The organism is Rhizobium anhuiense, from assembly GCF_003985145.1.
GTDB lineage: Bacteria > Pseudomonadota > Alphaproteobacteria > Rhizobiales > Rhizobiaceae > Rhizobium > Rhizobium anhuiense.
Window position 1 is genome coordinate 153,537 of sequence record NZ_ML133527.1, and the last position, 20,299, is coordinate 173,835.

The following is a 20,299-nucleotide window of genomic DNA, read 5'->3' on the forward strand; positions in this document are numbered from 1 at the left end:
ACCTCATCTTTCGAAGATGCCCGAAAACAGCATGTAAAGGGAAGGCAAGGCCGATGACCGCAACCCGCACCGAAACCGATACTTTTGGCCCGATCGAGGTCGCCGCCGACCGATATTGGGGCGCCCAGGCCGAGCGTTCGCTCGGCAATTTCAAGATCGGCTGGGAAAAGCAGCCGCTGTCGATCGTGCGGGCACTCGGCATCGTCAAGCAGGCGGCCGCCCGCGCCAACATGTCGCTCGGCCAGCTCGATCCTGCCCTCGGCCAAGCCATTGTCGATGCCGCCCAGGAAGTGATCGACGGCAAGCTCGACGAGCATTTTCCGCTGGTGGTCTGGCAGACCGGTTCGGGCACGCAGTCCAATATGAATGCCAATGAAGTGATCTCCAATCGCGCAATAGAAATGCTTGGCGGCGTCATGGGTTCCAAGAAGCCGGTGCATCCGAACGATCACGTCAATATGAGCCAGTCGTCGAACGACACCTATCCGACGGCGATGCACATTGCCTGCGCCGAACGGATTGCGCACCAGCTGCTACCCTCCCTCAAGCACCTTCATGCCGCCCTCGACATGAAGGTCACCGAATTCAGCCACATCATCAAGATCGGACGCACCCACACCCAGGACGCGACGCCGCTGACGCTCGGCCAGGAGTTTTCGGGTTACGCCGCCCAGGTCGGCTCCGCCATCAAGCGCATCGAAATGACCCTGCCCGGCCTCAGCGAACTGGCCCAGGGCGGTACTGCCGTTGGTACCGGCCTCAACGCGCCGGTGGGTTTTGCCGAAAAGGTCGCCGAAGAGATCGCCGCCATCACAGGCATGCCCTTCGTCACCGCGCCGAACAAATTCGAGGCGCTCGCCTCGCATGACAGCATGGTCTTTTCCCATGGCGCCATCAATGCGGCGGCTGCCGCTCTCTTCAAGATCGCCAACGACATCCGCCTGCTCGGTTCCGGCCCGCGCGCCGGCCTTGGCGAGCTGGCACTGCCGGAAAACGAGCCCGGTTCCTCGATCATGCCCGGCAAGGTCAATCCGACCCAGTGCGAGGCGCTGACCCAGGTCTGCATTCATATCTTCGGCAACAACGCGGCGCTGACCTTCGCCGACAGCCAGGGCCATTTCGAGCTCAACGTCTACAATCCGATGATGGCCTATAATTTCCTGCAGTCGGTGCAATTGCTCGCCGACGCCGCCGTCTCCTTCACCGACAATTGTGTCGTCGGCATCGAGGCGCGCGAGGACAATATCAAGGCCGGCCTCGAACGCTCGCTGATGCTGGTGACCGCACTCGCCCCGAAGATCGGCTACGACGCGGCGGCCAAGATCGCCAAGACCGCGCACAAGAACGGCACGACGCTGAAGGAAGAGGCACTTGCGAGCGGCTTGGTGACATCGGAGGAGTATGACGCGATCGTGCGGCCGGAAACGATGATTGGGCCGAAGTAGGACGGTTGAGAAGGCCTGTCCGCTCCCCTCACTCATTCCCTTCCTCGGGCTTTGCCCGAGCGATGTCACAAGAATGAGTGAGGATGCGTGGAGCGCCGTCCGAAAATCTCCTGCCAACGCGGACAAAACCCCGCATTCGCATGCCTGCCCTGCCGGGGGAGCAACTCACGGCAAACCTGGGAAACGTCAAACCAACAGCGAAAAATTGTCCATCACGACAGAATTGCCCATGAAGTCGAACCGGATTTCTTCGATGTCTTCGAGATTGACCTCGAGATTGGGGCCGGTGACCTCAAGTTCCTGCTGATAGACGATCAAGCCGTCGTTCAGTGCGGTGAGCGTCAGGTGAAAGGGCGATGCCGACAATTCGGCGATGGAAACGCTCTGAAAGGTGAACTCACCGCCATCGAGCATTTTCAAGACGACGGGCGCCGAACCCGGGGCTAGAACGGTGTCGCTGAAACCATCCTCGGTGATGGCGTCGACGCCCGGGATGGTATCATAGACATAACCGTTCAGAAGCGTCAGTTCATGACTGCCGTTCACAGAGAGCGCAAAGCCCCGATAGTCAGGGAGGAAGAAATTATCTGCCCTTGATGTGACGCCCATATCGTCGAAATCGAGGACTTCGTGATATTTGTCCTCTTCATTGACGCCGTCGATCGCGAGCGTCAGAACCCCGACATCCGTGCCGCCTGCGCCATCGGAGATCTTGTAGCGGATTTCTTCGATCAGTTGTTCGTGCGCCCGCAGGTTCTTCACCACGTCGAGCGTAAAATCCAGCTCGTACTCGAAATGGCCGTCCGGCCGCACGGTGAAGGTTCCATAGTCCCCTCTTATGATCGTTTCCTGGGCGAGCCCATGTTTCGCGTCGACGCGCACACCGTCGAAAAAGCGAAGATAAAGCGTCGATCCCTCGGGATCGCTGTCATTGGGGAGCAAGTCCCCTCGGATCCAATCGTGCTCGAAGAAAATGCGGAGGTCGTCGTTAGCAGTTGGCTTTGCATTCGTCATCGGAAGCTCCAGCAAGTTAACGCGGCCGGGAATATGGACTGGCTGCGAACCGAAGGCAACTTTGAGTCGTCTTTAACGGAAGCTCGTGCCTTTCTCGCTATTTCACCTCGTTACGCGCCGGCAGCGAAAACATATGCGACCATGGCCTCGACCGGCGGGGCTGCGACCGTATCCCGATTGCATTTGCCCTGCAGCGGATTTAGACCGGTTCCAATTTAGCGACGCCCTACCAGAAAGGTCACTTCGATGGCTGACGATCTCTTCCCGCTCGGCAAGGATGCCACCCCCTACCGCAAGATCAGCGGCGACCATGTCTCGGTCGATACGTTCAAGGGCCAGGAGATTCTGACCGTCGAGCCGGAAGGCATCCGCCTGCTGGCCGAAACCGCCTTTGCAGATATCAACCACCTGCTGCGCCCCGGCCACCTGAAGCAACTCGCCGCGATTCTCGACGATCCCGAGGCGACGGACAATGATCGTTTTGTCGCCTACGATCTGCTGAAGAATGCCAATATCGCCGCCGGCGGCGTGCTGCCTATGTGCCAGGATACCGGCACGGCGATCATTATGGGCAAGAAGGGCCGCAGGGTCTGGACCGAGGGCGAGGATAGTGCAGCGTTGGCCCGCGGCGTCATGGATGCCTACGAGAAGAAGAACCTGCGATATTCGCAGCTCGCGCCCATCAAGATGTTCGAGGAGAAGAATACCAGGAATAACCTCCCGGCCCAGATCGACATTTATGAGGAAGGCACCGACGCCTATGAATTCCTCTTTGTCGCCAAGGGCGGCGGCTCGGCCAACAAGACCTTTCTCTACCAAGGCACGCCCTCGCTGCTGACGCATGACCGGATGATCGACTTCCTTAAGGAGAAGATCCTGACGTTAGGGACGGCAGCCTGTCCCCCCTACCATCTGGCGATCGTCATCGGCGGCACCTCGGCCGAGATGAACCTGAAAACCGTCAAGCTCGCCTCCACCCGCTATCTCGACGCGCTGCCGACCGAAGGTTCCGAGAGCGGCCATGCCTTCCGCGACATCGAGATGGAGAAGGAAATCCATAAGCTGACGCAGCAGATGGGCGTCGGCGCCCAGTTCGGCGGCAAGTATTTCTGTCACGACGTGCGTGTCATCCGCCTGCCCCGCCACGGCGCGTCGCTGCCGATCGGGCTCGGTGTCTCCTGTTCCGCCGACCGCCAGGCCAAGGGTCGCATCACCCGCGACGGCATCTTCATCGAGCAGTTGGAAAGCGATCCGTCGAAATACATGCCCGAGATCGACGAGGCGAAACTGTCGGAATCGACGGTGCGTATCGATCTCAACCGGCCGATGGCCGAGGTGCTTGCCGAACTCTCCCGGCATCCCGTCAAGACGCGCCTGTCCTTGACCGGCACCATCATCGTTGCCCGCGATCTTGCCCATGCCAAGGTCCGCGAACGGCTGGAAAAGGGCGAAGGCATGCCCGATTACCTGAAGAACCACCCCGTCTATTATGCCGGCCCGGCCAAGACGCCTGCCGGCTACGCCTCCGGCTCCTTTGGCCCGACGACGGCCGGCCGGATGGATAGTTACGTCGACCAGTTCCAGTCCTTCGGCGGCTCGATGGTGATGCTCGCCAAGGGCAACCGGTCGCGCGCCGTGCGCGAGGCCTGCAAGAAACACGGCGGATTCTACCTGGGTTCGATCGGCGGCCCCGCCGCCCGTCTTGCCCAGGACTGTATCCGCAAGGTCGAAGTCTTCGAATATCCCGAACTCGGCATGGAAGCGGTCTGGAAGATCGAAGTCGAAGACTTCCCCGCCTTCATCGTCATCGACGACAAGGGCAACGACTTTTTCCAGGAACTGAATTTGGGCTGACCGGGCGGGCTGCGTTGCAGCCTGCTTTATCGCGCCGACGCCTTATTCGATGCCCTGATGTTCGGCGCCGTCACCGCCTCGCTGATACTGACCACATCCCCGGCATCGACCCTTGCCAGAATCTCCCTGCGGAAAGCACCGGCGAAGAAGCCGGTGTGCTCCAGCAGCAGGGCGCCAGCCGCGACGGCGGTGAAGGTCAGAATTGCGAAAGAAACATGAGGGCGCGATTCCATGATCTCACGTCCCGGTCTGCGCGTTGCGATCGCGTCCACTGCCAGAAAATGTCGCCCCGAAATGCCGGGACCAAAATACGAAACGGCCAAAACCAACTGTCGACAAGATGAATACGATTCCAAGCAAAGAAGAACTGTAAGTTTTTTAGACACCGCTCCCGCAAAGCGGGTATGCATTGTCCCGCCGAAGATACGTTTTTCCGTGGAGAATCATAGGCCTGATCGAAGTATTGACCCATCGGGCATTTGTCGTATGTAATCTTTGGTATATATCGCTTTAATCTTTTCCCAAGAAGTTTAAGCTAACAAACAGAATATTGCCTTTGAATATATGAGGAGTTCGCCGGATGAATACGGCTGTCGCGCCCAAGGTGCCGGTTCCCGATGTTGCGGGTCAAATCACCTATGCCATGCGCTCCATGGGCGTTGCGCCGATACCGCGCAATTACGAACTCTTCTATGAGGCCTATATCGGGTCCAACCCGGCGCTCACCCGCGAACTTGCTGCGCTCGGCAGCCAGGTGACCCAGGCCGAACTCGATGCGCTCGGCGCGCAGCATTTCACCCACAGTCCCGCCCGCATCTTCGACGACGCTCATACGCGTCTTGCTGGCGAACTCGACGGCCTGTTGCGCATCCTCAGGCAGGAGCAGAACTCGCTCGAAAGCTATACCAGGCTGCTCGGCGAGACCCACAAGCGCATCACGTCCAAGAGCAATGCCAGCGTCGAACTGATCGAAAACGCCATCGATCTCCTCAGCCAGGCGACCGGCGACACCATGGCGCATGGCGAACGCACCGTTGAGGATGTCGTCCAGCGCTCGCAGGAAATGGACCAGGTCCGCAAGGAACTCGACGAATACAAGCGCATCGCCAACACCGACTCGCTGACGCGCCTTTCCAACCGCCGCGCCTTCGACGACCGCCTCGCCGCCGTCTTCGACAATCCGGGCATGCGGCCGGTGACGGCGCTGTTGCTTTGCGACATCGACAATTTCAAGAAGATCAATGACACCTACGGCCATCCGGTCGGTGACAAGGTGCTCGCCACCGTCGCCTCCGTCATCCGCAGTAATGTCCGCCGCGACATCTTCGTCGCCCGCACCGGCGGCGAGGAATTCGCCCTCATCATCGACGGCAACACGCCCGAGGAAGTCATCGCAATCGCCGAGCGCATTCGCCGCACCCTGGAGACGACGCCCTTCAAGAATTCCCGCACGCGGGTGAATTACGGTCCGGTCACCGTCTCGATCGGCATCTGCATGGCCTCAAGCGCCGACGATGCCGGCGAACTCTACAGCAAGACCGACATCGCGCTTTACGGCGCCAAGAATGCCGGCCGCAACTGCACCATCCTCTATCAGGACGGCATGCAGAAGGATTTCACCAAGAGCTGGCTGATCTACAAGACCTGACGGGAATTCCGCACCGTGTGCACGCTGTCACCATAAGGTGACGGCGGCTTTACCACATCGTCTTCGCCGCCCGCCCCGGCCATTCCCGGTCGTAGGTTTCCTGATCGAAATCGCCGACCGCCGCCTTCAGCATCTGCCCGGGCGTCGGCAGCTTCGCCGGATCGGCGAAGTGCTCTCCATTCCAGAGCTCGGCCCGCATCACGGCGCGCGCGCATTGGAAATAGACCTCATCAATCGAAATCACCACGACGGTGCGCGGGTGTTTGCCGTCCATTTCGAAGCTCGAAAGCAGCGTCCCATCGTCGGAGACGACACCGCGGCCGTTGATGCGCATCGTCGTATTGGAGCCGGGAATCAGGAACATCAACGCCAGACGTGGATCGCGCACGATGTTGGAAAGTGAATCGACGCGGTTGTTGCCGCGCCAGTCCGGCAAATGCAGCGTCTCGTCGTCGACGACGCGCACGACGCCACCGAGATCGCCGCGCGGCGAACAGTCGAGACCCTCGGGGCCGACTGTCGCAAGCGCCGCGAAAGGTGAGATCTCGATCATCTCCCGATAAAGCGGGGTCAATTGCTTCGTCACCTTGCTGACCGAGGCCGGCGAAAGCCCGGCGCCATAGATCGTGTTGAGCTCTTCGATGCTGCTGATGATTTTCATGAGGCGTCCCGCCGCGGCTTGATATCAGGACGGACGCTACAATGCCGCGCGCCTTGCCGGAAGCTCAAAAAACGGAATGATCTCTGCATCTTTTTTGATGCTTTCGTCCGCCGCATCACCCACGTCCCGATCGCCATCGAGAAACGCCGCGATCGCCGCAAGAACCGGCGCGGCGCCGATGATGCGCCGGTGACCGAAGCCGTTCGCCCAGTAAAGCCGGACGCTCTTTCCGGCCGCGCCATAGCGCCTGGCATGGAGCGACGACACCTCCTTGTCATCCTCGGCATGGATGACGAGCACCGGCCGGCCGATCGCGCCGGCCGCCTCCCCGGCGTCGAAATCCTCCAGTCTCCGTCCGGTGACACGGTAAACCTCATTCCCCAGCGCCGCCTGCGCCGCCGGGCGAAGGCCGATCATCCCGCCGAAATCGGTAAACAACCAGCCCATTTCGCTGGGCGCGCCGATCAGCGCCAGGCGCTCGCCGGTTAGAGGCGCCACGCCAGGCAGCAAGCCTGCCGCCGACACCATCAGCGCCGCACCGCCGAAGGAATGACCGATTGCCGCATCGAAGGCGCCGAAACGCGCCTCCGCCGCCGCGATCGTCTCGACCGCCAGCCCCATATGCAGGAACCGTCCGCCCGAACGGCCGTGGCCGGGAAAATCGAGCGCCACGACCTCGGCGCCTGATGCCGCAAGCATCGAGACGAGCTCTGCCACATAGGCGGCGCTCGATCCCCAGCCATGCGTCACCAGATAGCGTTTGCGCTTGCCCCTCGCCCCGCCGTTCAGCCGATAGGCATGCGCCCCTCGCCCGCCTGCAAGCTTGAGGGTGAAGTGTTCGGCGCCGGCAAGCCGGGCCGCTCCCGCTGCATGCGCCATCTTCGCCTTGGCTCCCTTCGGGATTGGCGATGGCGTCCGGCAGAACAGCTGGAATGCCGCTCTGCCTGCCAGGTCAGCCGAAACTGCCTGAAGGGCCGAAAACGCGAGGCGGGTGACGTCAAGCGCAAAGTTTGCCATAGTGAGATTCCAAAAGACTGTTCAACACTGAACAATAAAGTACAACGATGAACAAAAATCAATCCCTTCCCTGGGATCATCCGCGTTTTCGCAGCTGGATCGCGGTGGCGCGTGCCTGTCAGCTGATGCAGCAAACGCTGTCCCGCTCGCTTGCCGATCTCGACATCAAGCCGCCGCACCTCGATATCCTGGTCAACATCTATCGTTTCGAAGGAATCTCGCAGCAGGAGCTGGCGCGCAAGCTGCTGGTCGGCCGCTCGAACATGAGCATGCTGCTGCCGCAGATGGAACACCGCCGGCTGATCGAACGACGCGGCGACGAGCGCGACAAGCGCGTGCTGCGCCTTCATTTGACGCCGGAGGGCCGGAAGCTGACTGAGGCAGCGATGGCGATCCAGACCGATCTCATCGAGCGCACGCTCTCGGAAGAGCCGATCGAGCAATGCATGGCGACCGCCACCTCGATGGAGCGCATCATCGCCATGCTGCTCAAGGAGTTGCGCGACGACGATTAGACGAATGCATGTCGCCCGAAGTGTGCAGCGGTTTTGGCAGGACGACATGCATAAAACCAAGACCTAAAGCGCCTCGCATGAACCAAGTTCGATGCGAGCGCTTGATGATCAATGCAGCGTCGGTGCTGCCGTCGTGCCGGTCAGCGAGCGGTACTCCCAGGCAGCAACGATGATCAGCACCAGCGTCGCCAGAATGCCCAGCAAATAGACCTCGATGAAGGGGGCTGCGAAGGCAAGCAGGATCACAAGCACCAGCCCGGCCAGATGCGACAGCGGCAACTGCCCGCTGGTCGCGCCCTTGAACCAGAGATTGCCGATCAGGAACAGGCCGGAGCCGCCGAGCACCGCCGCGGCGATGCCGAGATCGCCGGTTTCATGCGGATGCGAGAACGTGAACTCGACGGCCACAGCATGGACGATGATGCCGGCAAGGATCGGAATATGCCCATAGGTGAAGGCCTGCCGCGCCAAGCTGCCCGGCGTCTCTTCATGTTCGATGCGGTGGGCAGCACGGCCGTGGCCGAAGCGGAAATACAGCCACCACATGGCGACCGTGCCGATGAAGGCGGTGACGAAGACAATGCTGGTCAGCCCCGAAAACGGCAGCTCCGAAAAGGTGCGTCCGGAAACGAGGATCGCTTCGCCGAGGCAGATGATGACGAAGAGCGCGCAGCGCTCGGCCATATGCGCACCGGAAACGTCCCAATCCCGCGCCGTCGAGCGGCCGAGCCCCGGCACGGCAAAGCCCGCGGCCGGCCCGATATATTCGATCGTAAGCGCGATCACCCAGGCGATCAGCCGGGCCTCGTGCTCGAGCAGCCCGCCGGCGATCCAGAAGACCCCGGCAACCACCAGCCAGGTGGTGATGCGGACGAAATTCAATGTGTTGGCGCGATCGACGCGCGTCATCGCATAGGTCGTGAACAGCGAGCGCCCGACCTGCATGGCCACATAGGCGCCGGCAAACAACAGCCCCTTGTCGCCGAAGGCCTCGGGAATCGAGGCAGACAGCAGCAGACCGAGCATCATCAGCGCCACCAGCATGCCGCGCACCGGCATCTTGTCCGGATCGAGCCAGTTCGTCACCCAGGCGGTGAAGATCCACACCCACCAGACGGCGAAGGTCATCAGCGCTGCCTCGGCGGCGCCGAGCGGCGTGTAGTGGGCGGCGAGCGCATGCGAAAGCTGCGAGATCGAAAAGACGAAGACCAGGTCGAAGAACAGTTCGAGGAAGGTCACCTTGCTGCCGGCAGCACTCCCTTTGGCGCGCAGCCAGTTCTTTCCGTTCGTCTTCGCCATATGGCCCCCCGATGGCTGGAATTATGCGTGGATTGAGAGTGATAACGGCGCCGGTCAGCGCGGCTTTTCCGCCGTGTCGCGGTTCATGCCCTTTTCCTTCAGCTCGTCCTCGTAGGCCGAAAACAGCTCAGCGCCCCGTTCGCCGAGTTCGCGCAGATAGGTCCAGGTGTAGATGCCGGTATCGTGCATGTCGTCGAAGCCGATGCGGACTGCGTAATTGCCGGTCGGCATCATCGAGATGATCGCGACATTGCGTTTGCCTGATACCGTCACCTTCTGCCCCGGCCCGTGGCCCTGAACCTCGGCCGAGGGCGACAGCACGCGCAGGAGCTCGGCCGACAGGTCGAAACTCTGACCGTCGTTGAAGGTCACCACCAGCCGCTGCCGGTCTTTCGAGACGCGGAGTTCCGTTGGCCAGATATCGCTCATCATTTTGTCCTCTTCTCATGCGAGGAGTAGGCGCTGATCTTTTTCAGCGCAAGCTGAAATTGGCATGCGCACGCGGCCTGTTTCCCTTGACGCGACAATAGCATATGCCCACATTGACTGGAGTACGGAGATACAGGTGAACACTAGAGTTGGAACGATAGGCAATGCATCGCCGCTGGTGGCAGGTGCGCACCCTATGATCGACCCCTTCGGGCGGGCGGTCACCTATCTTCGCGTCTCCGTCACCGACCGCTGCGATTTCCGCTGCACCTATTGCATGGCTGAGAATATGACCTTCCTGCCGAAGAAGGATCTCCTGACGCTGGAAGAGCTCGACCGGCTCTGTTCCGCCTTCATCGCCAAGGGTGTCAGCAAGATCAGGCTGACCGGCGGCGAGCCCCTGGTGCGCAAGAACATCATGTATCTGGTTCGCCAGCTCGGCCAGAAGATCGGTTCCGGCCTCGACGAATTGACGCTGACGACCAATGGCTCGCAGCTTTCCCGCCACGCCGAGGAGCTTTATGATTGCGGCGTGCGCCGCATCAACGTCTCGCTCGATACGCTCGATCCCGACAAGTTCCGCAAGGTCACCCGCTGGGGCGATTTCGCCAAAGTCATGGAAGGCATCGACGCAGCTCAAAAGGCAGGGCTGAAGATCAAACTCAACGCCGTGGCGCTGAAGGATTTCAACGATGCCGAGATGCCGGAGCTTCTGCGCTTCGCCCATGGCCGCGGCATGGATTTAACCGTCATCGAAACCATGCCGATGGGCGAGATCGAAGAAGACCGCACCGACCAGTACCTGCCGCTCTCGAAACTGCGCGCCGATCTCGAGGAGCAGTTCACCCTTGCCGACATCGACTACCAGACCGGCGGCCCGGCGCGTTATGTCCGGGTCGAAGAAACCGGCGGCCGCCTCGGCTTCATCACACCGATGACCCATAATTTCTGCGAGAGCTGCAACCGTGTGCGCCTCACCTGCACCGGTACGCTCTATATGTGCCTCGGCCAGAACGACGCCGCCGATCTGCGCGCAGCCCTGCGCGCCACCGAAGGCGACGCCCTCCTCCACGCCGCCATCGACGAGGCCATCACCCGCAAACCCAAAGGCCACGACTTCATCATCGACCGCACGCATAACCGCCCGGCCGTGGCCCGGCATATGAGTGTCACCGGTGGGTGAAAAATAGGGGTGGTACGCACCCCACCCGCCCTCATTCCTGTGCTCGTCACAGGAATCCAGTGCGCCCAAGTCCTTGGGTGCGGAAAACGCACTTGCTGTCGGGGGTCATTCACGGCGCCGACGCGCCGTGGCTGGATTGCTGTGACGAGCACAGGAATGAGGGAGGAAGGGTTGATATCCGGGCACCGTCTGGCCCGCACCAAAGGTATGATCATGCTGGTCGCCATCCACGACCTCGACTAGGCGCTGCGCTTCTCTCCGCCCTGTCAGTCGATCAATCGCTGCGCGGTAAACTTGTCCGTAACAAGCATGTCGATGACGCCCACGCGGAGCGCACCGGCGATAGCGTCCGTCTTTTTGGTCCCGCCGGCAAGAGCAATGACCCGATCCACCCGTTCGAGATCCTCAAGTGGAAGCCCTATGACCCGGTCGTCCAGGGGTGTCTTGACCGGCTTGCCGTTTCTATCGAAGAAGCGAAGCGAGATGTCGCCGACGGCTCCCGCTTCCGCGAGATCGGACAGTTCGCGAGACGAAAAGATGTTGCCGGACCGTGCGAGAAGTTCGGACGGTTCGACTGCCCCGATTCCGACGATCGCAAGCGTTATGCTGCCGAACAGGTCCATCGTCTCGCGGACGAACGGGTCGGCCTGCATAAGAAGCTTTGCCTCTCTGGACGTCGTAACGCCCTGCACAGGGAGCAGTTTCGGTTCGGCGCCAGTCAGCCGTGCAAGCCGCGTGGTAAGCTGCGTCGCATGCGTCTGCACTGAAGGATCGCCCATGCCTCCAAGGGTCTGGACGACGTACTTCGCCTGAGCGCTCTTCAGGGGATGAATGTTCTCGACCATCTTGGAGATGGTCTGGCTCCAACTCGAAACGCCGATGATCTCCCCTGGCGCAAGCGTCACCTCCAGGAGATGAGCCGCTGCCTCGCCGATACGGGCCATGATGGCTCCGTCCCGATCTTCCGTGCACTCGACGACGATCGCCTCCGGCAAATCATATTTCTCGCGAAGAGCGCCCTCGAGCTCACTGTAGGTGCCAGCAGGGGGTGTCACGCTGGTTCGCACAATATCTTCAGCCTCGGCGCGCTTGAGCATGCGCGACACCGTCGCCTGCGACAGGCGAAGGTGCTGTGCGATCTCCGCCTGTCGCCGTCCCTCCAAGTGGTACATCTGGGCGACCCTTGAGATGAGGCGGAGTTCATTGAGGCGAGTCATCGCTAATCCTGGAGTGAATTTTTATTCATCATTAGCCGTTGTAATGCGTGACGTCGAGCGGGCAAGTGCATCATTCCAGCTATCCAGAAGCACCGCTCGATCCAAGGGTTCCGGGTCAATGATCTGTGAGCTGCGGGGCAGCTCTGCGATAACTGGGAGATCGCTCCACAAGCCAAGTGAGAGACCCGCGAGATATGCAGCTCCCAAAGCCGACGCCTCGGGTGCTTCGCATTGGATCACGGGATGTTCGATGAGGTTCGAGACACACTGCATCAGGAACCGGTTCTGGCTCGGTCCGCCATCGACATAGAGGGCTCCGAGCTCGCCGCCGCTTTGCGCTCGCATGGCTGCGATGACGTCGTGCACCTGGAAGGCGATCGAATCGGTTACCGACCGCGCCATTTGCGCACGTGTCGTATTGAAATTGATCTGGGAGAACAGGGCACGGGCGTCGGAGTTCCAATAGGGCGCGCCCAATCCCACGAATGCTGGCACGAAGCCCGGCCCGCCCGGTTCGGCGCTTGCCGCAAGTTCGACAAGGGCCGCCACGTCCGAAAGGCCGAGAATGCCTGCCATCCAGGGGAGACTGGCAGCGCAAACGAGAATATTGCCTTCGAAAGCGAAAGTCGGCTTTCCCTTGATACGCCATGCCACGGTCGTTGTGATGCCGTTGCGTGGGGGAATAAATCGCGCAAGCGTCGTCATCACCGAAGAGCCGGTTCCAAAGGTTACCTTGCCATCACCCGGCTTGAATGCGCCATGACCGAACAGCGCAGCATGGCTGTCTCCGATCGCGGCCATTATGGGCGTTCCATCCGGCACGCCTGGCAATCCTTGCGTCCTGCCGAATTCGGCGGAACTGTCGAGCACCTCGGGCAGGAGTGCGATATCGACGCCGAAAATCTCGCCCAGTTCCTCGCTCCATCTCTGCTCCTGGAGATCGAACAACTGGCTCCTGGCGGCATTGGAAGCATCGCAGACATGCCGGCGACCACCCGTCAGGCAGTGGACGAGCCAACTGTCGATCGTTCCCAGCCGCACCGATCGCCCGGCCGGCATACGGTCGAGCAGCCATCGGAATTTCGAACCCGGGAACATCGGATCCAGTGGCAGGCCTGTGAGCGCCTGCACGCGATCAAGGTGGCCTTCGGCAATGAGACGTTCGCAATCCTGTGCCGTTCGACGGCACTGCCAGCTCACCACCGGTCCAAGTGGTTCTCCCGTTTCGGCGTCCCAGGCCGTGACCGACTCGCGCTGATTGGAAATCGCCACGGCCTCGATAACCACGTCGGGAGCGGCCTTCAGGCAGGCGTCGATCGCCTCGCAGACGGATGCGTAGAGCCGGCGTGGGTCTTGTTCGACCCAGCCCGGCTTCGGATAGGCGATGCCGACTGGAGCCGAACCTCTGCCGACAATTTCTCCCTTTTCGGAAACGACAACTGCCTTCGAATTGGTGGTGCCCTGGTCGATTGCCAGAATTGCCCGCATTCTATCCTCCTCGGATCAGACGGCAGCCGGGACGACAAATAAGCGTCCCGGCCGATCACGTGATCCCAGTTACTTGCGCCTGATCAGCGACTGCGCGGCGTCGGCGATCGCGGACGGCGCCATCCCGAATTCGTCGAGCAGAAACTCCGCCGAACCGGTTGGAGCGTAGACGCCGGGAACGCCGAGACGTTTCATCGGAACCGGAGCATTGTCGACCACCACTTCGGCTACCGCGGAACCGAGACCGCCAAAAATCGAATGCTCTTCGGCTGTGACGATCGCTCCGGTTTCCTTCGCCGCAGCGATGATGGCGTCCTCGTCGATCGGACGAACCGTTGCAAGGTTGAGCACCCTGGCGTTGATGCCGCGTTCTGCGAGGATTTCGGCAGCCTTCAAAATTCGATGGGTCAAAGTACCGTTTGCGATAAGGGTGACGTCGGAACCCTGGCGAAGGAGGTTTGCCTTGCCAAGTTCGAACTTGTGACCCTCCGGGAGCAGATCCGGCACACCGACGCGAGACAGGCGCAGGAAACAGGGGCCGTTATAGGCCGCGGCCCACTCCACCGCAGCAGCTGTTTCGATGCGGTCACAAGGCGCAATGACCGGAAGATTAGGCAGAACCCGCGTCCAGGCGAAGTCTTCGATCGAGTGATGGGTCGGGCCGAGTTCGCCATACGCCATCCCGGAAGAAATGCCGACCAGTTTGACGTTGGCGTTCGAATACGAAATATCGGCCTTGATTTGCTCCAGCGACCGTCCCGTTAGAAACGGAGCGGCGGCGCAGACGAACGGAAGGCGTCCGCCGTTGGCGAGGCCTGCTCCAACTCCGACCATGTTCTGCTCGGCGATACCGACATTGACGAGGCGCTCCCCAAACTTCGCCTTGAAGCCGCCGAGCTTGGAGGAACCGACGGAGTCGTTGCAGACGGCAACGATCGTTTCGTTTTCGGCTGCCAGCCGCTCAAGCGTAGAGGCGAATGCGTCGCGGCAATCGTAGAGCTTGGGTGCGTGTATTGGCGCGTTCATTACAATGCCTCCGACAATTCTGCCAATGCGATTTCGTATTGTTCCTCGTTTGGCACCTTGTGGTGCCAGTCGACCCGGTCCTGCATGAACGAGATTCCATGCCCCTTGTTGGTATGGGCCACGATGCAATGCGGTCTCGATCCCCGGTGTTCGAGGGCCGAAACGACTTCGCTCATATTGTTGCCGTCGATCTCGGTGACTTCCCAATCGAAAGCTTCAAGCTTCGGTCGAAGCGGCGCGAGATCATTGGTTTCAGCTAGGGCTGCGCCCTGCTGGAACCTGTTGTGGTCGATGACCAGCGTCAAGTTATCGAGCTTGAACTGCGCGGCCGCCATGATCGCTTCCCAGTTGGAGCCCTCCTGCATCTCACCGTCGCCGGTGACGACGTAGGTGTGATATTTCGCGCCCGAGAGCTTGGCGGCTTTCGCCATTCCTATTGCGACAGGAAGACCGTGGCCGAGCGGCCCGGTATTCGTTTCGACGCCAGGAACCTTGTTGCAATTTGGATGTCCGTTCAGCCTCGAATGCGGCTGCAGAAAGGTGGATATCTCATCCTCCGGAATGAAGCCGCGTTTTGCGAGCGTCACATACAGAGCGCATGCAGTATGCCCCTTCGAAAGAACGAACCTGTCGCGGTCGGGGTGCTTCGGCTGATCGGGCCAAACATTCAGCACACGAAAATAGAGGGCTGTCAAAATGTCGATGACCGACATTTCCCCGCCAATATGGCCGGCGCCCGCTTCAAAGACCGCCTGGAGATCGCGCAATCGAATCTCGCGAGCGACCCGCTCGAGTTCTATCGTATTCATGGATTCCTCATGTGCATAAATATTCATTTATCAATATTCTTGCACAAGAAGCCGATTAGTCAAGCCCTTTAAGCGGCACACCGGCCGCCCGAAGTCCATAAACCCTGTTGACAGCAGGAAAGCAACTTGTTAATGAATTTTCCAGCATGAGTGAATATTTATTCTTAGAATGAACTAGCTGGTAGCCTAGGCATAGGGAGGAACAATGGTGGCGCTCGATATCAATGAAAACGGGCTTTCGTCCGGCGCCTGGTTGAGCAAGCTCAAGGGCGCCACCGGGCCGCTCGTGGGGCTGCTGGCGCTTTGCGTCTTTCTGAGCTTCAGCACCGACACGTTTCTTTCGGTTCGGAATGGCCTCAACATCCTCGATCAGATCACTGTTCTCGGCATCATGGCCGTCGGAATGACATTCGTCATTCTGATCGGCGGCATCGACCTCTCCGTCGGCTCGGCACTCGCTCTGGCGATGATGGTCATGGGCTGGACCGCGAATGTCGCCGGCCTGCCGCTGCCGGTCGGGATCGTTTTTGCTCTGATCGCCTCGGGGATTTCGGGGCTGATCGTCGGACTTCTGGTGACGCAGTTCAGGGTTCCGGCGTTTATTGCCACTCTTGCGATGATGTCGGCGGCTCGCGGCGTCGCAAATATGATCACGGACGGCCAGCAGATCGTGGGCTTCCCCGACTGGTTCATGATGCTGGCGATAGATCGCCATTTCGGCGTGTTGACAGCCACCGTGTTTCTCATGCTTGCGGTTGTTCTTGCGGCCTGGCTTTTCCTGCACTTCCGGTCCGAAGGCCGCATGCTCTACGCGGTGGGCGGAAATCCGGAAGTCGCTCGGCTGGCGGGCATCAACGTCCCGCTCGTGACGATTGGCGTCTACATCGTAAGTTCAGTCCTTGCGGGGCTCGCAGGCATCGTACTTGCGGCCAGGCTGGATTCCGTCCAGCCGTCCAGCGGTCTGGGCTATGAGTTGGACACCATCGCCGCGGTCGTCATCGGCGGGACCTCGCTCTCGGGCGGCGCAGGCGGTATCGGGGGAACGCTTATCGGTGTTCTTATCATCGGCGTCCTTCGCAACGGGCTCAATCTTCTCAACGTTTCGCCGTTCCTGCAGCAGGTGATCATCGGCATCGTCATCGTGCTCGCGGTCGGCGCGGAGACCATTCGTCGGCGTCGCGCCTGACGAACGGGGTCCGCCGCGTCGGCGGCCCGGAATTCCGTTCCAAGAGTTTGGGGCGGATCAATACCCCGAGGGGGAGGACATACCCGAGGGTTCCATCAAACAACGGAGGAAATACAATGAAAATTGCGCGCACCATGCTCGCGTCTGCTGCACTGCTCGGCCTCACGCTCGGCCCCGTACACGCGGCGGAACTGAAGAAGCTCGGCCTGGCCGTTGCCAACCTTCAGGCAAACTTCTTCAACCAGATCAAGCAATCGGTCGAAGCCGAAGCCAAGAAGCGCGGCATCGAAGTCATCACCGTCGACGCAAAGGGCGACGGGCCGACGCAGGTCAATCAGATCCAGGATCTCCTGACCCAGAAAATCGACGCGCTGATCTACATTCCGGCAGGTGCGGCCGCTGCGACCGTTCCGGTCAAACTCGCGAAAAGCGCTGGCATTCCGGTCGTGAACGTTGACCGCAACGCCGAGGGAGCACCCGGCGACACCTTCCTTGCAACGGATTCCGTCGCGTCTGCCAAGGCGGTCTGCGACTACATCCTGAAGGAAGCCGGCGGCAAGGGCAAGATGGTCATCATCCACGGCCAGAAGGGCACGACGCCGGAAGTCGATCGCTCGAAGGGCTGCGCTGAATCTCTCAAGGCATACCCCGATGTCAAGGTTGTCGCCGAGCAGTTCTCGAACATCTGGAGCCAGGACGAAGGCTTCCAGATCATGCAGAACATGCTGCAGGCCAATCCGGACGTTTCAATCGTGTTCGCCCAGGCCGACGGTCTCGCCCTTGGCGCCGCGCAGGCGATCAAGGTCGCCAATCCGTCCCAGAAGATCGTGGTTGGCGGCTTTGATGGCGACACCGCAGCTCTCGAAGCTCTCAGCAAGGGCGTCTTCAACGTCACTGCGACCCAGCAGACGCAGAAGATGGGCCGCGATGCGGTTGAAAACGCCGCCAAGCTTGTCGCCGGAGAGAAGGTGCCGCCGGTCCAGCTCCTGGATGCCACGCTGACGACCAAGGAAAACGTCGCCGGCTTCATTGCCAACCATCCGTAATGAAGTCGAGGTCTTGAGGAGGTGTGCCATGACTGATCCAGTTCTTTCCCTGAGGGGCATATCCAAGTGGTATGGGCCGCTGCAGGTTCTGAAGAATGTCAGCTTGGACGTCTATCCCGGTGAAGTGGTTGCGCTTCTCGGTGAAAACGGAGCGGGCAAGTCGACACTATCCGGCATCATCGCCGGGTCCCGCACACCGTCCGAAGGATCAATGACATGGCTGGGGCAGCCTTATGCCCCAGCCTCCCCGAGGGAAGCGATCGACAAGGGCGTTGTCCTGATCCATCAGGAGCTGCAGCTGCTGCCGCAGCTGTCGATCGCGGAAAACGTTTTCATCGGACGCTGGCCGATGAAGAACGGCGTCGTCGACCGCGGCCAAATGGTTCGCCGCGCCCAGGAGCAGCTCGCTCGCCTGAACCTTCACATACCCGCAACGCGGAAGGTCGCCGGCCTTTCCACTGCAAATCAACAACTCATCGAAATCGCCAAGGCCTTGGCTCTCAATGCAAAGCTCCTGATCCTGGACGAACCGACCGCGGCCCTTGGTGGCGCAGAGACGGAGGCTCTCTTCGAACAGGTTAGAAAGCTTCGGTCAGAGGGCGTCGGCATTGTCTACATTTCCCACCGCATGGAAGAGATCAAAAAAATAACAGACCGGATCGTCGTCCTTCGCGATGGCGAGCGCGTGCAGGAATTCTCCGATAGCGCGACCCCGGTGCGAACGATTGTCGAGAGCATGGTCGGGCGCCCGCTTGACCGCTTGTTCCCTACCCTGCCGGTTCCGACAGACCGTCCGGTACTCCAGGTGTCCGGGCTGAGCTCGCCTGATAATTCGTTCCGTGACGTTACCTTCGAAGTGCGGGCCGGGGAAATTCTCGGAATCGCCGGATTGGTCGGCGCCGGCCGCACGGAACTTGTCCGCGCCATTTCGGGCGCGGACCCAATCAGTGCGGGTTCGATCAAGCTGGAAGGCGAAGAACTCAGGCTGCGCGATCCGGCGGACGCGATCGCCAAGGGCATCGTGATGGTCCCGGAAGACCGCAAGGAGCAAGGTCTCGTTGTCGGGCACCGGATCAGCGAGAACATTATCTACGCCAATCTCGACAAGCTGGGCGGGCGTTGGATTACGCCGCACGTCAAGCGCTCGTTTGCGGAGAAGGCAGTCACCAAGTTCGGCGTAAAAGGCCGTGCTGAGCAATATGCCTCGGACCTGTCCGGCGGCAACCAGCAGAAGGTCGTCATCGCGAAATGGCTGATGCGCGATCCGAAGGTCGTCGTACTCGACGAACCGACGAGAGGCATCGACGTCGGCGCCCGAGCGGGCATCTACGACATCATCGTCAATCTTGCCAAACGGGGCGTGGCGGTCATCGTCGTAAGCTCGGACCTCGAGGAGGTTCTCGGAGTGTCCAATCGCATTCTCGTGCTTGCCCAAGGCAAACAGGCAGGCATTCTCAATCGTGACGAGGCGAATGACGTTTCGGTCATGGAGCTAGCCACCATCTAAAGCAATTCCAGCAAAAGTGTGCAGCGGTTTTGCGTCAGGAATTGCGTGAAAACAAAACAGACAGAGAAAGGAAGAGCGGTGTCCGACATCACTCTGAACGCCCCGAAGCTTTTCGATCTCAGCGGCCAGGTTGCCATCGTTACCGGAGCCGGGAGCGGCATTGGGCAGCGCATTGCCATCGGCCTTGCGCAATGCGGCGCCGACGTGGCGCTGCTCGATCGTCGAACCGACGATGGACTGGCCAGGACGGCCGAATATATTCGCGCCGCCGGCCGCCGTTCGATCCAGATCGCAGCTGACGTCACGAGCAAATCGTCCCTTGGAGAGGCAGTCGCACATACCGAAGCAGATCTCGGCGCATTGACGCTTGCAGTCAACGCTGCGGGCATTGCTAACGCCAACGCGGCGGAAGAGATGGAGGAGGACCAGTATCAGACGTTGATGGATATCAACCTGAAAGGCGTATTCCTTTCCTGCCAGGCGGAGGCCCGCGCCATGCTGAAGAATGGACGCGGCTCCATCGTCAACATCGCTTCCATGTCCGGTGTGATCGTAAACCGGGGGCTGAGCCAAGCGCATTATAACGCCTCCAAGGCGGGCGTGATCCATATGTCGAAGTCTATGGCGATGGAATGGGTCGACCGCGGCATCCGCGTCAACACCATCTCCCCCGGATACACGGCAACGCCCATGAATACCCGTCCCGAGATGGTTCATCAGACCAAGCTCTTTGAAGAGCAGACGCCGATGCAGCGTATGGCCACGGTCGACGAGATGGTGGGTCCGGCGGTGTTCCTGCTGTCGAATGCAGCCAGCTACGTGACCGGCGTCGATCTTCTCGTCGACGGCGGTTTCTGCTGCTGGTGATGCGATGAGAAGCGCAATGCCGCCGCTGAAAAATGAACGGTCTCGCTCCCTCCCTGGCTGAGATCGAGGCGCTGAAGGGACCAACGGG

The 20,299-nt window shown here is 60.5% G+C and carries 19 protein-coding genes; 9 read left to right on the forward strand and 10 right to left on the reverse strand.

Annotated elements, in window-relative coordinates; translation table 11 throughout:
• The first annotated feature begins 53 nt into the window (after positions 1–53).
• On the forward strand, positions 54–1,445 hold the full coding sequence (gene fumC / locus EEQ99_RS19140) for a class II fumarate hydratase (protein WP_063475004.1): 1,392 nt from the start codon (positions 54–56) through the stop codon (positions 1,443–1,445).
• A gap of 186 nt (positions 1,446–1,631) precedes the next feature.
• On the opposite strand, the gene EEQ99_RS19145 is transcribed toward fumC, so the two are convergent.
• Positions 1,632–2,459: an Ig-like domain-containing protein gene (locus EEQ99_RS19145; RefSeq protein WP_028758852.1), complete on the reverse strand. Its 828-nt coding sequence runs from the start codon at positions 2,457–2,459 to the stop codon at positions 1,632–1,634.
• Between the two features lie 246 nt (positions 2,460–2,705).
• Between EEQ99_RS19145 and EEQ99_RS19150 the strand changes: the two genes are divergently transcribed.
• Positions 2,706–4,313, forward strand: coding sequence for a fumarate hydratase (locus EEQ99_RS19150; protein WP_127430933.1), 1,608 nt, complete (start codon positions 2,706–2,708; stop codon positions 4,311–4,313).
• A gap of 26 nt (positions 4,314–4,339) precedes the next feature.
• On the opposite strand, the gene EEQ99_RS19155 is transcribed toward EEQ99_RS19150, so the two are convergent.
• The gene (locus EEQ99_RS19155) at positions 4,340–4,546 is read right to left on the reverse strand and encodes a hypothetical protein (protein ID WP_063475006.1); all 207 of its coding nucleotides are present in this window, start codon (positions 4,544–4,546) and stop codon (positions 4,340–4,342) included.
• Positions 4,547–4,893: 347 nt separating this feature from the next.
• On the opposite strand from EEQ99_RS19155, the gene EEQ99_RS19160 reads away from it, so the two are divergent.
• Complete coding sequence (locus EEQ99_RS19160) at positions 4,894–5,961, forward strand: GGDEF domain-containing protein (RefSeq protein ID WP_063475007.1); 1,068 nt, start codon at positions 4,894–4,896, stop codon at positions 5,959–5,961.
• Between the two features lie 49 nt (positions 5,962–6,010).
• On the opposite strand, the gene EEQ99_RS19165 is transcribed toward EEQ99_RS19160, so the two are convergent.
• Positions 6,011–6,622 (reverse strand): pyridoxamine 5'-phosphate oxidase family protein, encoded by a 612-nt coding sequence (locus tag EEQ99_RS19165; RefSeq protein WP_097594337.1) that lies wholly within the window; start codon positions 6,620–6,622, stop codon positions 6,011–6,013.
• A gap of 36 nt (positions 6,623–6,658) precedes the next feature.
• The gene (locus EEQ99_RS19170) at positions 6,659–7,639 is read right to left on the reverse strand and encodes an alpha/beta hydrolase (protein ID WP_127430934.1); all 981 of its coding nucleotides are present in this window, start codon (positions 7,637–7,639) and stop codon (positions 6,659–6,661) included.
• Positions 7,640–7,686: 47 nt separating this feature from the next.
• On the opposite strand from EEQ99_RS19170, the gene EEQ99_RS19175 reads away from it, so the two are divergent.
• Entirely contained in the window at positions 7,687–8,154 is a 468-nt protein-coding gene (locus EEQ99_RS19175; RefSeq protein WP_028759204.1) for a MarR family winged helix-turn-helix transcriptional regulator, read from the forward strand.
• Positions 8,155–8,262: 108 nt separating this feature from the next.
• On the opposite strand, the gene EEQ99_RS19180 is transcribed toward EEQ99_RS19175, so the two are convergent.
• Positions 8,263–9,453 (reverse strand): low temperature requirement protein A, encoded by a 1,191-nt coding sequence (locus EEQ99_RS19180; protein ID WP_127430935.1) that lies wholly within the window; start codon positions 9,451–9,453, stop codon positions 8,263–8,265.
• 54 nt (positions 9,454–9,507) lie between these two features.
• A complete protein-coding gene (locus EEQ99_RS19185) occupies positions 9,508–9,882 on the reverse strand; it encodes a gamma-butyrobetaine hydroxylase family protein (RefSeq protein ID WP_047611612.1) in 375 nt (124 codons plus the stop codon).
• Positions 9,883–10,018: 136 nt separating this feature from the next.
• On the opposite strand from EEQ99_RS19185, the gene moaA reads away from it, so the two are divergent.
• A complete protein-coding gene (gene moaA / locus EEQ99_RS19190; RefSeq protein ID WP_127430936.1) occupies positions 10,019–11,065 on the forward strand; it encodes a GTP 3',8-cyclase MoaA in 1,047 nt (348 codons plus the stop codon).
• Between the two features lie 266 nt (positions 11,066–11,331).
• Here the strand turns inward: moaA and EEQ99_RS19195 are convergent, their stop codons facing one another.
• The 4 genes from EEQ99_RS19195 to EEQ99_RS19210 form a co-directional block, all read right to left on the reverse strand.
• On the reverse strand, positions 11,332–12,282 hold the full coding sequence (locus tag EEQ99_RS19195; protein WP_047610113.1) for a sugar-binding transcriptional regulator: 951 nt from the start codon (positions 12,280–12,282) through the stop codon (positions 11,332–11,334).
• A 21-nt stretch (positions 12,283–12,303) separates the two neighbouring features.
• Positions 12,304–13,770 (reverse strand): FGGY family carbohydrate kinase, encoded by a 1,467-nt coding sequence (locus EEQ99_RS19200; RefSeq protein WP_097543669.1) that lies wholly within the window; start codon positions 13,768–13,770, stop codon positions 12,304–12,306.
• 69 nt (positions 13,771–13,839) lie between these two features.
• Positions 13,840–14,796 (reverse strand): transketolase family protein, encoded by a 957-nt coding sequence (locus tag EEQ99_RS19205; protein ID WP_047610117.1) that lies wholly within the window; start codon positions 14,794–14,796, stop codon positions 13,840–13,842.
• A complete protein-coding gene (locus EEQ99_RS19210; protein ID WP_127430937.1) occupies positions 14,796–15,605 on the reverse strand; it encodes a transketolase in 810 nt (269 codons plus the stop codon). Before EEQ99_RS19210 ends, EEQ99_RS19205 begins: the two co-directional genes overlap by 1 nt.
• A gap of 205 nt (positions 15,606–15,810) precedes the next feature.
• On the opposite strand from EEQ99_RS19210, the gene EEQ99_RS19215 reads away from it, so the two are divergent.
• The 4 genes from EEQ99_RS19215 (at position 15,811) to EEQ99_RS19230 (ending at position 20,211) form a co-directional block, all read left to right on the forward strand.
• The gene (locus EEQ99_RS19215) at positions 15,811–16,791 is read left to right on the forward strand and encodes an ABC transporter permease (protein WP_063475013.1); all 981 of its coding nucleotides are present in this window, start codon (positions 15,811–15,813) and stop codon (positions 16,789–16,791) included.
• A 116-nt stretch (positions 16,792–16,907) separates the two neighbouring features.
• A complete protein-coding gene (locus EEQ99_RS19220; protein ID WP_003579719.1) occupies positions 16,908–17,837 on the forward strand; it encodes a sugar ABC transporter substrate-binding protein in 930 nt (309 codons plus the stop codon).
• A gap of 28 nt (positions 17,838–17,865) precedes the next feature.
• Positions 17,866–19,344, forward strand: coding sequence for a sugar ABC transporter ATP-binding protein (locus EEQ99_RS19225; RefSeq protein ID WP_047610121.1), 1,479 nt, complete (start codon positions 17,866–17,868; stop codon positions 19,342–19,344).
• A gap of 78 nt (positions 19,345–19,422) precedes the next feature.
• Entirely contained in the window at positions 19,423–20,211 is a 789-nt protein-coding gene (locus EEQ99_RS19230; protein ID WP_047610123.1) for an SDR family oxidoreductase, read from the forward strand.
• The last annotated feature ends 88 nt before the right edge of the window (positions 20,212–20,299 follow it).